The organism is Streptomyces botrytidirepellens, from assembly GCF_003721215.1.
In the GTDB taxonomy this organism is placed as follows: domain Bacteria; phylum Actinomycetota; class Actinomycetes; order Streptomycetales; family Streptomycetaceae; genus Streptomyces; species Streptomyces himastatinicus.
Map to the genome: position 1 here is coordinate 1 of NZ_RIBZ01000806.1, position 13,635 is coordinate 13,635.

The window sequence follows — 13,635 nt, forward strand, 5'->3', positions numbered from 1 at the left end:
AGCGCGAGGCGCGGGCGCGCGCCGAACAGCGCCGCGCCCGGATGCGCCACGAGGCGCAGGTCGCGGCGGCGGTGGCGGCCGGGTCCCGGCAGCTGCTCGCGCATGTGGAGGTGTCGCTCGTACGGGCGGCCGAGGAGCGGGACGCCGCCGAGCGCGCCAAGGCGGAGCGCGAAACCGAGCTGGAGACCGCGCGCAACCGGGGCCGTGACCTCAAGGGCGAGCTGGACAAGCTGACCGATTCGGTGCACCGGGGCGAGGTGCTGGGTGCCGAGAAGCGGATGCGGATCGAGCAGCTGGAGTCGAAGGCGCTGGAGGAGCTGGGCGTGGAGCCGGCCGGGCTGATCGCCGAGTACGGCCCCGACCAGCTCGTACCGCCGTCGCCGCCCGCCGAGGGCGAGGAGCTGCCGGAGGATCCGGAACATCCGCGCAACCGCCCGGTGCCCTACGTCCGGGCGCAGCAGGAGAAGCGGCTGAAGGCCGCCGAGCGGGCGTACCAGCAGCTGGGCAAGGTCAATCCGCTGGCGCTGGAGGAGTTCGCGGCGCTGGAGGAGCGGCACCAGTTCCTGAGCGAGCAGCTGGAGGACCTGAAGAAGACGCGCGCGGACCTCCTCCAGGTGGTCAAGGAGGTCGACGAGCGGGTCGAGCAGGTGTTCACGGAGGCGTACCGGGACACCGCGCGCGAGTTCGAGGGGGTCTTCTCGCGGCTCTTCCCGGGCGGGGAGGGGCGGCTGGTGCTCACCGACCCGGACAACATGCTGACCACGGGCGTGGATGTGGAGGCGCGGCCGCCGGGCAAGAAGGTCAAGCGGCTGTCCCTGCTGTCCGGCGGGGAGCGTTCGCTGACGGCCGTGGCGCTGCTGGTGTCGATCTTCAAGGCGCGGCCGAGTCCGTTCTATGTGATGGACGAGGTCGAGGCGGCGCTCGACGACACCAACCTCCAGCGGCTGATCCGGATCATGGAGGAGCTCCAGGAGTCGTCCCAGCTGATCGTGATCACTCACCAGAAGCGGACGATGGAGGTCGCGGACGCGCTGTACGGCGTCTCGATGCAGGGCGACGGGGTGTCGAAGGTCATTAGTCAACGCCTGCGGTGACCGCTTCAATACTTGAAGTCAATGGTGCAAAGCGTGCGATGTAGTGGCGCGTAACTTCTTGGCCACCACCTATTGACTTCGAAACTTGAAGGAATAGTCTCTGCAACGTCGCTTTTACCTTTAAGTGGTGGCCGACCTCATACGGCTCCGCCTCCACCGGAAGGGTCTGCCCCACCACGTCCGGCAGCGTTGCCGGGCGGGCCACAGGAGTTCACGTTGACCACCACCGTGCAGGCACAGGGGTCCGAAGGCCGTAAGGCCAAGCCGGACCATCTCGGCCACGTCATCTTCATCACCGCGGCCGCCGCAATGGGCGGCTTTCTCTTCGGCTACGACAGCTCGGTGATCAACGGAGCGGTCGAAGCCATCCGCGGCCGGTACGACATCGGGTCCGCGGCCCTCGCCCAGGTCGTCGCCATCGCGCTGATCGGTTCGGCGATCGGCGCGGCCACCGCGGGCCGGATCGCCGACCGGATCGGCCGGATCCGCGTCATGCAGATCGCCGCCGTGCTGTTCACCGTCTCCGCGGTCGGCTCGGCCCTGCCCTTCGCCCTGTGGGACCTGGCCATGTGGCGGGTGCTCGGCGGCATCGGCATCGGCATGGCCTCCGTGATCGGCCCGGCCTACATCGCCGAGGTCGCCCCGCCCGCGTACCGCGGCCGGCTCGCCTCCTTCCAGCAGGCCGCGATCGTCATCGGCATCGCCGTCTCCCAGCTCGTCAACTGGGGCATCCTCAACCTCGCCGACGGCGACCAGCGCGGCAAGATCGCCGGTCTCGAGGCCTGGCAGTGGATGCTCGGGGTCATGGTCATCCCGGCCGTCCTGTACGGGCTGCTGTCCTTCGCCATCCCCGAGTCCCCCCGCTACCTGATCTCGGTCGGCCGGATCGACCGGGCCAAGGAGGTCCTGAGGGAGGTCGAGGGCAAGACCGTCGACCTGGACGTCCGGGCGGACGAGATCGAGCAGGCGATGCGCAGCGAGCACAAGTCCACCTTCAAGGACCTGCTCGGCGGCCGGTTCGGGCTGCTGCCGGTCGTCTGGATCGGCGTCGGCCTTTCGGTCTTCCAGCAGCTGGTCGGCATCAACGTGGCCTTCTACTACTCCTCGACGCTGTGGCAGTCCGTCGGCGTCGACCCGAGCAGCTCGTTCTTCTACTCCTTCACCACGTCGATCATCAACATCCTCGGCACCGTGATCGCGATGGTCTTCGTCGACAAGATCGGCCGTAAGCCGCTGGCGCTCATCGGCTCCATCGGTATGGCGGTCTCACTCGCGCTGGTGGCCTGGGCGTTCTCCGCGAACCTGGTGGACGGCAAGCTGCCGCACACCGAGGGCGTCGTGGCGCTGGTCGCGGCCCACGCCTTCGTGCTGTTCTTCGCGCTCTCCTGGGGCGTGGTGGTCTGGGTGCTGCTCGGCGAGATGTTCCCGAACAAGATCCGCGCCGCCGCCCTGGGCGTCGCCGCCTCCGCCCAGTGGATCGCCAACTGGGCCATCACCGCCAGCTTCCCGAGCCTGTCGGACTGGAACCTGTCCGGGACCTACATCCTGTACACGGCCTTCGCCGTGCTCTCGATCCCGTTCATCCTCAAGTGGGTGCCGGAGACCAAGGGCAAGGCGTTGGAGGAGATGGGCTAACCCCCCGCCGCCCACTCCTCACTCCAAGAGAACTGCCCCGCCTCATTCCTTGAGGCGGGGCAGCACTCGTTCCGCGAACAGCCGCAGACCGCGCCAGCCCTCCTCGACCGGCAGCCCGCCGCACAGCGGATGCAGCACCAGGCTCGCCTGCTCGCCGCCCTGGTGCGCGTACGCCACGCACTCCTCGGGCGTGACGATCCGGTAGACGCCCTCGCGGCGCAGCGCCCCGGCGTCAGCGGCGTGCGAGCGGACCGCCGAGCGCACCGTGCCCGACTGCCAGGACGCGTAGGTGCGCGCCTCGTGCAGCAGATGCGTCCCGTACAGCGCCCAGGCCCGGTCCGGGTCCTCGGCGATGTGCAGCAACGGGGTGACCGCCGGCGGCATCAGGCACCAGCCCTCGGTCCCGTACTCCAGCCGCCGCGCGTGGTAGTAGCCCTCCAGCTCCGGCAGATGGGCGCTCGGGAAGAACGGCAGGCCCAGCCGGGCCGCGCGGCGGGCCGCGGCCTTCGAGCTGCCGCCGACCAGCAGCAGCGGATGCGGCTGGGTGTACGGGCGCGGGGTGACCCGCACCGTACGGCCCCGGTACGCGAACGGCTCGCCCGTCCACGCCGCGAGCAGCGTCTCCAGCGCCTCGTCCTGGAGCGCGCCGCGCCCCTGCCAGTCCCTGCCGAGCGCCGCGTACTCCTCGGCCCGGTAGCCGATTCCCGCCACCGTGACCAGCCGGCCGCCACTGGCCAGGTCGAGCACCGCGATGTCCTCGGCCAGCCGCAGCGGGTCGTACAGCGGCGTGATCAGCGCGGAGACGGTCACCGTGATCCGGCGGGTGGCGCCGAGCACCGTGCCCGCGAAGACCAGCGGCGCGGGCAGCCAGCCGTTCGCGGCGCCGTGGTGCTCCTCGGTCTGGACGGTGGAGATGCCCCGTTCGTCGGCGTAGGCGGCCATCTCCACGGCGGCGCGGTACCGCTCGGCCAGCGAACGCGGGGTGGCGGCGGGATCGACGAGGTTGAGGCGTACGACCGTGACGGCCATGGCGGAGGGTCCCCCTTCGTCGCGGGCGGGCGTGAGCGGGCCACCGGACCGTAGCTGACGGTGCGTCAAATCGCCACCGTGCGGTACCGGGCGGAGCCGGGACGGATGACTCATGCGCCTGGGACGCGGGGCGGGGGATCGTCATCCTGGGCCCGGCGAGCCGGGCCCGGAACCGCACAGCCACCTGAGGAGGGGCCGCATGATCACCACGGGGGAAACGCTCATCACCACATCCGACATCGACGACCTGGTCGGCCGGGTCCGGCTCGGCGCGGGCGACACCCGGGAGCTGGAGGCCGCGAGGGACGCGCTCTTCGCGGGCGGACTCACCCCCGCCGAGGCACAGCGCATCCGCCAGCGGCTGATGGTCACCGCGCTGCGCCACGGCGGCGACCTCCTCGCCAAGGTGCTCGGGCGGCTCACCCCGCGCGAAACCGCCATGGTGCGCCGCTACGCCCACCGGCTCGCCAACTACCTGGACACGCAGGACATCTGGGCCGCGCAGCCCGTCATGCTCACCCTGATGCGGTTCGGAATCCCCTACGACGAGGCCGAGTCGATCGCCGTCGCGATCCTCTTCCAGGTGTGGTGAACCGGAAAGGGTGAACGCCCCACCGGAACGCGGGTGCGGGCGGGTCACCGGTTCGGGTGGGGCATGGCGTCCGCGCACTTCGCAGCCGTGAGGCGGGGTAAGGCACGGGCGAGTACCAGGAGGTTGAAGATGCGACTTTCCCGAATCCGCGCCACCACGGCGCTCGGCCTGCTCGCGGGAACCGTCATGTGGACCGCCGGAGCCTCGCCCGCCACCGCCTCCGGAGGCGGCTGGCGCGAGGAAGGACACTTCGACACCCAAGGCGCCTGCCGGAAGGCCGGGGAGGCCGGGGTGGAGAAGAACAAGTGGGACGAGTACAAGTGCCGCCCCGGCCGCAGCGCCAACTACGTCACGCTGTGGGTCCGGGGCAGCGGCGCCCGGCTCGCCGGGCCGACCGCCGGCTGACATGCGGCACGCCCTTCCGAAAGACCGTGCCGTGCAGGCCGCGGGCGGGGTGTCGGCGCTGTTCGTCGTGGTGCTGGCCGGCTGGCTCGCCGGTCTGCTGCGCGTCAACGACGAGTGGCTCGCCCTGTCCTCCACCCGCCTGCGCGGCACCGCGGCCCTCACCTCGGTGGCCGTGGGCGTCCCGGTGCTCGGCGTCGGCGTCCTGCTGCTCGCCGAGCGGTCCGCCCGGCGCTACGGCGGAGTGCTGCTGGTGGCGGGCGCCCTGTGGCTGCTGCCCTCCGCCGTCGCCGACCTGCTGGGGCCCGCCGGGCTCGGACCGGCAGGCGCCGCCGTGTCGCTGCTGCTCGCGGTGGCCGGCATGGTCTGCCGCCCCCTGACCGTCCTGCTGCTGCCGCTGTGGCTCTTCCCCCGCGGCGCCAAGCGGCGCTGGCACTGGTGGGCCATGAGCGCCGCCGCCTCCGCCTACTGGCTCGGATACGCCGCGCTGTGGCTGATCAGCGAGCCGCGCGTCGGCGCCGTCACCAACCCCGCCTTCCACACCACCGGCGGCCAATGGGCCTTCGACCACCTCGACACCTACGGCGAGGCGGAGCCCTGGGTGCTGCGCACCGTGGCGCTCGCCGTCACGGCCTCCCTGTGCTGCCGCGCCGCCGTCTCCGGCGGCGCCGAGCGGCGCGACTGGGCCCTGCTGGCCGCCGCCTACCCGGCCTGCGTCTCCCTCCTGCTGTCGGAGTGGGGCGAGGGCATGCCCACCATCGCGGCCCGCACCCTCGGCAGCGCGGTCTGGGCGGCCGCCATCTGCCTGGGCGTCGCCCGCACCGGGATCTGGCGGCTCGACCGCTCCACCAGCCACCGGCTCGCCCGCGCCTTCGTCCTCACCTCGCTCGCGGCCGTCGTCGTCTGCGCCGCCGTCGCCGTACAGGCCGGGCTCCCCTCCGTACGCAACGGGACCACCGTCACCGCCGTGGGCGGCGCCCTGCTGCTGGGCTGGGCCCTGCGGCCGTCCGCCCGCTGGCTCACCCTCCGCGTCGAGCGCGCCTTCTACGGGCCCCGGGCCCGGCCGCACGAAGCCGTCAGCGCCCTGGCCGTACGCCTCCAGCAGGCCCCGCACCCGGGCGAGGTGCCCCAGCAGATCTGCCGCAGCGCCGTGGAGGACCTCGGCGTCTCCGGCGCGGCCGTCAGCGTCGACACCCGGGCCGGGCCCCGGCGGCTGGCCGACGCCGGGGCGCCGCTCACCGGCCGCGTCCAGACCTACCCGCTGCGCCACCACGGCCGCACCGTCGGCCGCCTCGAAGTCTCCCGCGACGCCTCCGGCACCCCCGCCGAGCGCGACAGCGGGCTGCTGTCCCTCCTCGCCGACCAGGCCGCCCCCGCGCTCGCCGCGCTGCGGCTGGCCGAGGAGGCGCAGGCCGCCCGCGAGCGGCTGGTGCTCGCCCGCGAACAGGAGCGGCGACGGCTGCGCCGGGAGATCCACGACGGCCTCGGCCCCCAACTCGCCGCCGTGCGGCTGCGCCTGGACATCGCCCAGACCTCCTGTCCGCCCGGCCACCCGGCCTGCGTCCAGCTCTCCGAGGCCGCCGAAACGCTCGCCGAGGCCCTGGTCGAGGTGCGCCGCATCACCGCAGGGCTCGCCCCGGCCGCCCTCGCCGAGCGCGGTCTCGCCGGTGCGGTGCGGGACCTGGCGCGGCGGCTGGGCGTGGACGGGCTGCGGGTGAGCGTGGCCAGCCGTCCCGCCGCCCTGCCCCCGCTGTCGCCGGGCGTGGAGACCGCGGCGTACCGGATCGCGGCCGAGTCGCTCACCAACGCCGTACGACACGCCCGGGCCCGCCAGGTCCGGGTCGAACTGGCCACCGACCCCGACACCCTCGACACCCTCGACATCACGATCACCGACGACGGCAGCGGACTGCCGGAGACCGCGGTGCGCGGCGTCGGGCTGGCCTCGGTCCGGGAGCGGGCCGAGGAGATCGGCGGCTCCTGCTCGGTCACCGGCTCGGCGACCGGCACCGTGGTGCACGCGGTGCTGCCGCTCACCGGAGCCGGGGAGACCGAGGACCCCGAAGAACACCTGGAGCACACCGGATGCCGGTCCTGTACGACGCTCATCACCGAGGCCAAGCCCCGGGACAAGCCCAGGGAGAGGACGCCCGCCCCGTGACGGCGCCGGTGGGCGCCGCGCAGTGGCGCGTGCTGCTCGTCGACGACCATCCCCTCTTCCGCGAAGGTCTGGCCGCCGCCCTCAACCTGGACGACGCCTTCACCGTCGTCGGCCAGGCGGCCTGCGCGGACGAGGCGGTCGCCGAGGCCGGGCGCGCGGCACCCGATCTGGTGGTTATGGACCTCGGGCTGCCCGGCCGGTCCGGTCTGGAGGCCACCCGGCGGATCCTGTGCGCCCGCCCCGGGGCGCGGGTGATGGTCATGACGATGTCCGAGGACGACGACAGCCTGCTGGCCGCCGTGCGCGCCGGGGCCCGCGGCTATCTCCTCAAGGGCGCGGGCCGGGACGAGATCCTGCGCGCCCTGCACACCGTGGCGCGCGGCGGCGCCGTCTTCAGCCCGCGCATGGCGGAGCGGCTCGGGGTGCTGCTGGGCGCCTCCGGCGCGGCGTCGGCCAAGGAGGCGTTCCCGACCCTCACCGCGCGCGAACGGGAGGTGCTGGACCTGCTCGCGGGCGGGCTCGGCTACCGCCAGATCGCCCAGCGGCTGGTGGTCACCGACAAGACCGTGCGCAACCACGTCGGCTCGATCTTCGCCAAGCTCCAGGTGCACGACCGGGCCCAGGCGATCGTCCGGGCCCGCGAGGCCGGGCTCGGAGGCGAATGACGAGGCGAATGACTCCCTCCGCCATGTGTCTGATACTGGGTGGGTTATGGAATTCGTCATCCTTGCTGTAGTCATCGCTGTGGTCGCGCTCGCCGCGATCAGCGGGCTTGTGATCAGCAGCCGCAAGAAGAAGCAGCTGCCCCCGACACCGCCGAGCAGCCCGTCCGTCACCGCGCCGCCCGCCGAACCGCACGTCGGCGAGGAGGCCGAAACCCCGCGCGAGGAGCCGCGCAGAACCATCGAAGAGGTGGACCTGCCCGGCACCGAGGCACCGGCCGCGCCCGCGGAGGCCGCCGCCCCCGCCGTGCCGGAGGTCCCGCCGGTCGAGGTTCCCGAGCCGACCGCCGGCCGTCTGGTCCGGCTGCGCGCCCGGCTGTCCCGGTCCCAGACGACCCTGGGCAAGGGGCTGCTGACGCTGCTGTCCCGTGAGCACCTCGACGACGACACGTGGGAGGAGATCGAGGACACGCTGCTGACCGCCGACGTCGGCGTCGCGCCGACCCAGGAGCTGGTCGAGCGGCTGCGCGAGCGCGTCAAGGTGCTCGGCACCCGTACCCCCGAGGAGCTGCGGGGGCTGCTGCGCGAGGAGCTGCTGCACCTCGTCGGCACCGAGGCCGACCGCACCGTGCACACCGAGGGCGGGGTGGGGGCGAACGGCGAGGAGAAGCCGGGCGTCGTCATGGTCGTCGGCGTCAACGGCACCGGCAAGACCACCACCACCGGCAAGCTCGCCCGGGTCCTGGTGGCCGACGGCAAGTCGGTCGTGCTGGGCGCGGCGGACACCTTCCGGGCGGCCGCCGCCGATCAGCTCCAGACCTGGGGCGAGCGGGTCGGCGCCCGTACGGTCCGCGGCCCCGAGGGCGGCGACCCGGCGTCGGTCGGCTTCGACGCGGTGAAGGAGGGCATCGCCGAGTCCGCGGACGCCGTGCTCATCGACACCGCCGGGCGGCTGCACACCAAGACCGGTCTGATGGATGAGCTGGGCAAGGTCAAGCGGGTCGTGGAGAAGCACGGCACGGTGGACGAGGTGTTGCTCGTGCTCGACGCCACCACCGGGCAGAACGGCCTGGTGCAGGCGCGGGTCTTCCGCGAGGTGGTCGACATCACCGGCATCGTGCTCACCAAGCTGGACGGCACCGCCAAGGGCGGCATCGTGGTCGCGGTCCAGCGCGAACTGGGCGTACCGGTCAAGCTGATCGGGCTGGGCGAGGGCGCGGACGATCTGGCGCCGTTCGAGCCGGAGGCGTTCGTCGACGCGCTGATCGGCGACTGATCCGGTCAGACCCTTCCCTCATCGCCGGACGGGCTTGAATCGACGGACGATTCAAGCCCGTCCGGCGTTTCGGCGAGGCGCCGCGGGAGCGTCAGGCCCCGGCCCGGTGGCTCGCGTAGGCGAGGGTGCCCAGCACCAGCCGGGCGTGCGGCGGCTGCCCCGCGGTGTCGAGGGTCGGCGGGCGCAGCCAGCGCACCGGGCCCAGGCCCCCGAGGTCGGAGGGCGGCGCGGTGATGTGGTCGCCCTTGCCGAGACAGCGCAGATCGAGGTCGGCGTCGTCCCAGCCCATGCGGTAGAGCAGCTCGGGGAGTTCGGCGCAGGCCCCCGGCGCGACGAAGAACTGGGCGCGCCCGTGCGGGGTGACGGCCACCGGGCCGAGCGGCAGGCCCATCCGCTCCAGCCGCACCAGGGCGTGCCGCCCCGCGTACTCGGCCACCTCCAGGACGTCGAACGACCGGCCCACGGGCAGCAGGACGGCCGCGCCCGGGACCTCCTCCCACGCCGCCGCTGCGGCGTCGAGCGTGGCGCCCGCGGGCACCCCGGGGCCGAAGCCGAGCGGATGGGCGCCGGGGGCGGGGCAGTCGGCAGCGCCGCAGGAGCATTCGTTTCTGCTGCCGCGCGTGGCCCGGGCGCCCGGCACCACGTCCCAGCCCCACAGCCCGGTGTACTCCGCCACCGTGGTGGACTCGGACGTGCGGCCGCGGCGCCGTGAGCCGGACCGCATCTCCCGGATGCCGCCGATCGTGAAGCCCATGCCCCCTCCAACGGGTCGCGCTCTCGATGGTTACGAGCCGGAGCGCGCCGATGACGCTCCGTCGCCGATGCGGTGCGGCAGGTGGTGTGTCGCGGTGTCACGGGTGGCGCGGAACGGCGCATGCGCCCCGCTGTGCACCTCTTCGCGTTCTTCCGGTCGCTCCGTGTCAAGTGAATCGTGTGAATCGGCGATGGGGTTCATTCGAAGGGGTGGCGAATGGTGGCGTTTTCCCGATCCATCTCGCAAGGGGCGTGATCGTAGGATTACTTTCGGTGCACGATCCCCGGTTGCGAGCGCTCGCCCGGTCGCGGTCCGGTACTTGCCACTGGCAAGGGCCGGTTCCCGCGGCAGACGGTTGATGCGCCGTATCGCGGGGACAACTGACCGTGACAGAGGGCATTCTGGTGGCGGTCCGGGAAGATTCGTGGGATGGGGGCGTTCCGGTGGGCGACAGCGGCGGCGGTGCTGACAAGCGACCCAACGCACAGCTGGGATCGTGGTTTGTGCGCAGCGGCTGGTCGAAGGGGGAGCTGGCCCGCCAAGTCAACCGCAGGGCGCGCCAGTTAGGCGCCCATCACATCAGCACGGACACCTCGCGGGTGCGCCGCTGGCTGGACGGGGAGCAGCCGCGCGAGCCGATCCCGCAGATCCTCTCCGAGCTGTTCTCCGAGCGCTTCGGCTGTGTGGTCGGCATCGAGGACCTGGGGCTGCGCCCCGCCCACCGGTCACCGTCCGTATCCGGAGTGGATCTCCCCTGGGCCGGTCCCGAGACCGTCGCGCTGATCGGCGAGTTCTCCCGCAGCGACCTCATGCTCGCGCGGCGCGGTTTCCTCGGCACCTCGCTCGCCCTCTCCGCGGGCCCCGCCCTCATCGAGCCGATGCAGCGCTGGCTGGTGCCCTCGCCGAGCGGGGCGCCCGGTGGCGCGCGCGCGGCGGACAGCGGCCGCTCACGGCGCATCTCCCGGCTCTCCGAGCCGGAGCTGGAGCTGCTGGAGTCGACCATCACGATGTTCCGCGCCTGGGACGCCCAATGCGGCGGCGGGCTGCGCCGCAAGGCGGTGGTCGGCCAGCTGCACGAGGTCACCGACCTGCTCCAGGAGTCGCACACCGAGGCGGTGTCCAAGCGGCTGTTCAAGGTCGCCGGGGAGCTGGCCGAGCTGGCCGGGTGGATGAGCTATGACATCGGGCTCCAGCCGACCGCCCAGAAGTACTTCGTCCTCGCGCTGCACGCCGCCAAGGAGTCCGGCGACCGGCCCCTCGGCTCGTACATCCTCTCCAGCATGAGCCGCCAGATGATCCACGTCGGGCGGCCCGACGACGCGCTGGAGCTGATCCACCTCGCGCAGTACGGCAGCCGGGAGAGCGCCACCCCGCGCACCCAGGCCATGCTGTATGCGATGGAGGGCCGCGCGTACGCCAACATGGGCCAGCCCGGCAAGTGCCACCGCGCCGTCAAGATGGCCGAGGACACCTTCGCCGATTGCGCCGCGGGCGACGGCGACCCGAACTGGATCGGCTTCTTCTCCGAGGCCGAGCTGAACGCGGAGAACGCCCACTCCTACCGCGACCTCGCCTATGTCGCGGGCCGCAGCCCCACCTACGCCCAGCTCGCCGACCCGGTCATGCGCAACGCCGTGCGCCTCTTCGGCGAGGAGACCGCCGGGGGTGAGGGCGGGCACCAGCGTTCGTATGCGCTCAACCTGATCGGCATGGCCACCGTCCACCTCCTCCAGAAGCAGCCCGAGCAGTGCGCGGAGGTCGCCGGGAAGGCGCTGCCGCTCGCCCAGCGGATCCGCTCGGAGCGGGTGAACAACCGCCTCCGTAAGACCGTGGACACCGCGGTGCGGCACTTCGGGGACGTGCCCGAGGTCGCCGAGCTGAGCGACAGGCTCGTCGCCATGCTGCCCGACTCCCCCGACGAGGGGGGCGCCCCGCGGGCCGTCTGAGGCGGCCCGGAGAGGGTTGCGACACGGTAACGGAGCGGAAGGACCCCGTACCGTCAATTCATCCGCGCGTAACACGCCCGGGCCCTTCGTCACTGCCGCGAAACATCGAGGGGCATCGACTGAAACGGCACTGCGCCAATCTCGTGGCGAATACCGGCCCTTTTGTTTATTGCCAGCCCGGGCCGTTTCGACAGCGAGGAGACGCCGATGCCAGTGGGCATCACGACGCTTGCCGCGGACAAGATCACGCCCGATGACGCACTCAGCGCGGCCAATACCGGGTTCATGTTGCTGTGTGCCGCGCTGGTCCTGATCATGACGCCCGGCCTTGCCTTCTTCTACGGCGGCATGGTCCGCGTCAAAAGCGTGCTGAACATGCTGATGATGAGCTTCATCAGCATCGGCATCGTCACCGTCCTGTGGGTCCTGTACGGCTTCAGCGTCGCCTTCGACAAGGGCAATGACCTGTTCGGCGGCTTCGACTGGATGGGCATGCACAACATCGGGCTGACCGAGCTGTGGCCCGGCTACACCATCCCCATCTATGTCTTCGCCCTGTTCCAGATGATGTTCGCGATCATCACCCCGGCGCTGATCAGCGGTGCCCTCGCGGACCGCGTCAAGTTCACCGCCTGGGCGCTGTTCATCGCCCTGTGGGCGACGGTCGTCTACTTCCCGGTCGCGCACTGGGTGTGGGCCGCCGACGGCTGGGCGTTCAAGCTCGGCGTGATCGACTTCGCCGGTGGTACGGCCGTCCACATCAACGCGGGCGCCGCCGCGCTCGGCGTGATCCTCGTCATCGGCAAGCGGGTCGGCTTCAAGAGGGACCCGATGCGGCCGCACAGCCTGCCGCTGGTCATGCTCGGCGCCGGTCTGCTGTGGTTCGGGTGGTTCGGCTTCAACGGCGGCTCCTGGCTCGGCGCCGACGGCGTCACCGCGGCCGCCTTCACCAACACCCAGGTCGCCACCGCCTCCGCGATGCTCGGCTGGCTCGCGTACGAGAAGATCCGGCACGGCTCCTTCACCACCCTGGGCGCCGCTTCCGGCGCCGTCTCCGGACTCGTCGCGATCACCCCCGCCTGTGGTGCGGTCAGCCCGCTCGGCGCGATCGCGATCGGCATCATCGCCGGTGTCGTCTGCGCCATGGCGGTCGGCCTGAAGTACAAGTTCGGCTACGACGACTCGCTCGACGTCGTCGGCGTCCACATGGTCGGCGGCCTCATCGGCTCGCTGCTCATCGGCCTCTTCGCCACCGGCAAGGTGCAGAGCGACGCCAAGGGCCTCTTCTACGGCGGCGGCCTCGAACAGCTCGGCAAGCAGGCCGCCGGTGCCTTCGCGGTCCTCGCCTACTCGCTGATCGTCTCCGCGATCCTGGCCAAGGTCGTCGACCTGGTGATGGGCTTCCGGGTGGACGAGGACGACGAGGTCGCCGGGATCGACCAGGTCGAGCACGCCGAGACGGCGTACGACTTCGCGGGCGCGGGCGGCGGCACGTCCCTCGGCAGCCTCCAGTCGGCCGCGCACCCGGGCGGCGAGGCGAAGAAGAAGGACGCGAAGAAGGACCCGAAGAAGGTGGACGCGTGAAGCTCATCACGGCAGTTGTGAAGCCGCACCGGCTCGACGAGATCAAGGAAGCCCTCCAGGCGTTCGGCGTGCAGGGCCTGACCGTCACCGAGGCCAGCGGCTACGGGCGCCAGCGCGGCCACACCGAGGTCTACCGGGGCGCGGAGTACACCGTCGACCTGGTGCCCAAGGTCCGCATCGAGGTGCTGGCCGAGGACGAGGACGCCGACGACCTCGTCGACGTCGTCGTCAAGGCCGCCCGCACCGGAAAGATCGGGGACGGCAAGGTATGGAGCGTCCCCGTCGACACCGCGGTCCGGGTCCGGACCGGCGAACGGGGCCCGGACGCCTTGTGAGGCGAACCGAGCCCCCGAAAAAGAGGGGCCCGGAGCCCGTACCCCCAGCTGACAGGGAGCAGCCGAGTTGACGGAACGCGTCGAGGCAACGACAGAGACCACCGACTCGGGCCCCGGCGGCTACGCGGCGGCCCGGCTGCGACTCCTCCAGGAGGAGTCGCGGTC

At 72.1% G+C, this 13,635-nt stretch carries 12 protein-coding genes; 10 read left to right on the top strand and 2 right to left on the bottom strand.

Annotated features, from left to right (window positions below):
• Positions 1–1,094 (top strand): AAA family ATPase (locus EEJ42_RS41360; protein ID WP_148082202.1); only part of this gene is annotated, 1,094 nt, incomplete at its 5' end.
• A gap of 216 nt (positions 1,095–1,310) precedes the next feature.
• The gene (locus EEJ42_RS41365) at positions 1,311–2,729 is read left to right on the top strand and encodes a sugar porter family MFS transporter (protein ID WP_123107287.1); all 1,419 of its coding nucleotides are present in this window, start codon (positions 1,311–1,313) and stop codon (positions 2,727–2,729) included.
• A gap of 42 nt (positions 2,730–2,771) precedes the next feature.
• On the opposite strand, the gene EEJ42_RS41370 is transcribed toward EEJ42_RS41365, so the two are convergent.
• On the bottom strand, positions 2,772–3,758 hold the full coding sequence (locus tag EEJ42_RS41370; RefSeq protein ID WP_123107288.1) for an LLM class flavin-dependent oxidoreductase: 987 nt from the start codon (positions 3,756–3,758) through the stop codon (positions 2,772–2,774).
• Positions 3,759–3,957: 199 nt separating this feature from the next.
• Here EEJ42_RS41370 and EEJ42_RS41375 point away from each other — a divergent pair, with 199 nt between their 5' ends.
• From EEJ42_RS41375 to ftsY, 5 genes are all read left to right on the top strand, one after another.
• On the top strand, positions 3,958–4,350 hold the full coding sequence (locus EEJ42_RS41375; protein ID WP_246097691.1) for a hypothetical protein: 393 nt from the start codon (positions 3,958–3,960) through the stop codon (positions 4,348–4,350).
• A gap of 129 nt (positions 4,351–4,479) precedes the next feature.
• Positions 4,480–4,755: a hypothetical protein gene (locus tag EEJ42_RS41380; protein WP_246097692.1), complete on the top strand. Its 276-nt coding sequence runs from the start codon at positions 4,480–4,482 to the stop codon at positions 4,753–4,755.
• 1 nt (position 4,756) lies between these two features.
• The gene (locus EEJ42_RS41385; protein WP_123107290.1) at positions 4,757–6,913 is read left to right on the top strand and encodes a sensor histidine kinase; all 2,157 of its coding nucleotides are present in this window, start codon (positions 4,757–4,759) and stop codon (positions 6,911–6,913) included.
• Positions 6,910–7,578 carry a response regulator gene (locus EEJ42_RS41390; protein ID WP_123107291.1) on the top strand — a complete coding sequence of 223 codons (669 nt, stop codon included), beginning with the start codon at positions 6,910–6,912 and terminating at the stop codon, positions 7,576–7,578. Before EEJ42_RS41385 ends, EEJ42_RS41390 begins: the two co-directional genes overlap by 4 nt.
• A gap of 46 nt (positions 7,579–7,624) precedes the next feature.
• A complete protein-coding gene (gene ftsY, locus EEJ42_RS41395; RefSeq protein ID WP_123107292.1) occupies positions 7,625–8,851 on the top strand; it encodes a signal recognition particle-docking protein FtsY in 1,227 nt (408 codons plus the stop codon).
• Positions 8,852–8,942: 91 nt separating this feature from the next.
• Here the strand turns inward: ftsY and EEJ42_RS41400 are convergent, their stop codons facing one another.
• Positions 8,943–9,605, bottom strand: coding sequence for a bifunctional DNA primase/polymerase (locus EEJ42_RS41400; protein WP_123107293.1), 663 nt, complete (start codon positions 9,603–9,605; stop codon positions 8,943–8,945).
• Between the two features lie 443 nt (positions 9,606–10,048).
• On the opposite strand from EEJ42_RS41400, the gene nsdA reads away from it, so the two are divergent.
• The 3 genes from nsdA to EEJ42_RS41415 all read left to right on the top strand — a co-directional run bounded on the left by nsdA (position 10,049) and on the right by EEJ42_RS41415 (position 13,470).
• On the top strand, positions 10,049–11,551 hold the full coding sequence (nsdA, locus tag EEJ42_RS41405) for a transcriptional repressor NsdA (protein WP_184503517.1): 1,503 nt from the start codon (positions 10,049–10,051) through the stop codon (positions 11,549–11,551).
• Between the two features lie 207 nt (positions 11,552–11,758).
• Positions 11,759–13,135: an ammonium transporter gene (locus EEJ42_RS41410; protein WP_123107294.1), complete on the top strand. Its 1,377-nt coding sequence runs from the start codon at positions 11,759–11,761 to the stop codon at positions 13,133–13,135.
• The gene (locus EEJ42_RS41415; protein WP_009714745.1) at positions 13,132–13,470 is read left to right on the top strand and encodes a P-II family nitrogen regulator; all 339 of its coding nucleotides are present in this window, start codon (positions 13,132–13,134) and stop codon (positions 13,468–13,470) included. The genes EEJ42_RS41410 and EEJ42_RS41415 overlap by 4 nt, the downstream gene beginning before the upstream one ends.
• Positions 13,471–13,635 lie beyond the last annotated feature (165 nt).

Coding starts and splice junctions, on each gene's coding strand:
- EEJ42_RS41400 (WP_123107293.1), bottom strand. CDS start 9,605: ATGGGCTTCACGATCGGCGGCATCCGGGAGATGCGGTCCGGCTCACGG.
- EEJ42_RS41385 (WP_123107290.1), top strand. CDS start 4,757: ATGCGGCACGCCCTTCCGAAAGACCGTGCCGTGCAGGCCGCGGGCGGG.
- EEJ42_RS41375 (WP_246097691.1), top strand. CDS start 3,958: ATGATCACCACGGGGGAAACGCTCATCACCACATCCGACATCGACGAC.
- EEJ42_RS41380 (WP_246097692.1), top strand. CDS start 4,480: ATGCGACTTTCCCGAATCCGCGCCACCACGGCGCTCGGCCTGCTCGCG.
- EEJ42_RS41410 (WP_123107294.1), top strand. CDS start 11,759: ATGCCAGTGGGCATCACGACGCTTGCCGCGGACAAGATCACGCCCGAT.
- EEJ42_RS41370 (WP_123107288.1), bottom strand. CDS start 3,758: ATGGCCGTCACGGTCGTACGCCTCAACCTCGTCGATCCCGCCGCCACC.
- ftsY (WP_123107292.1), top strand. CDS start 7,625: ATGGAATTCGTCATCCTTGCTGTAGTCATCGCTGTGGTCGCGCTCGCC.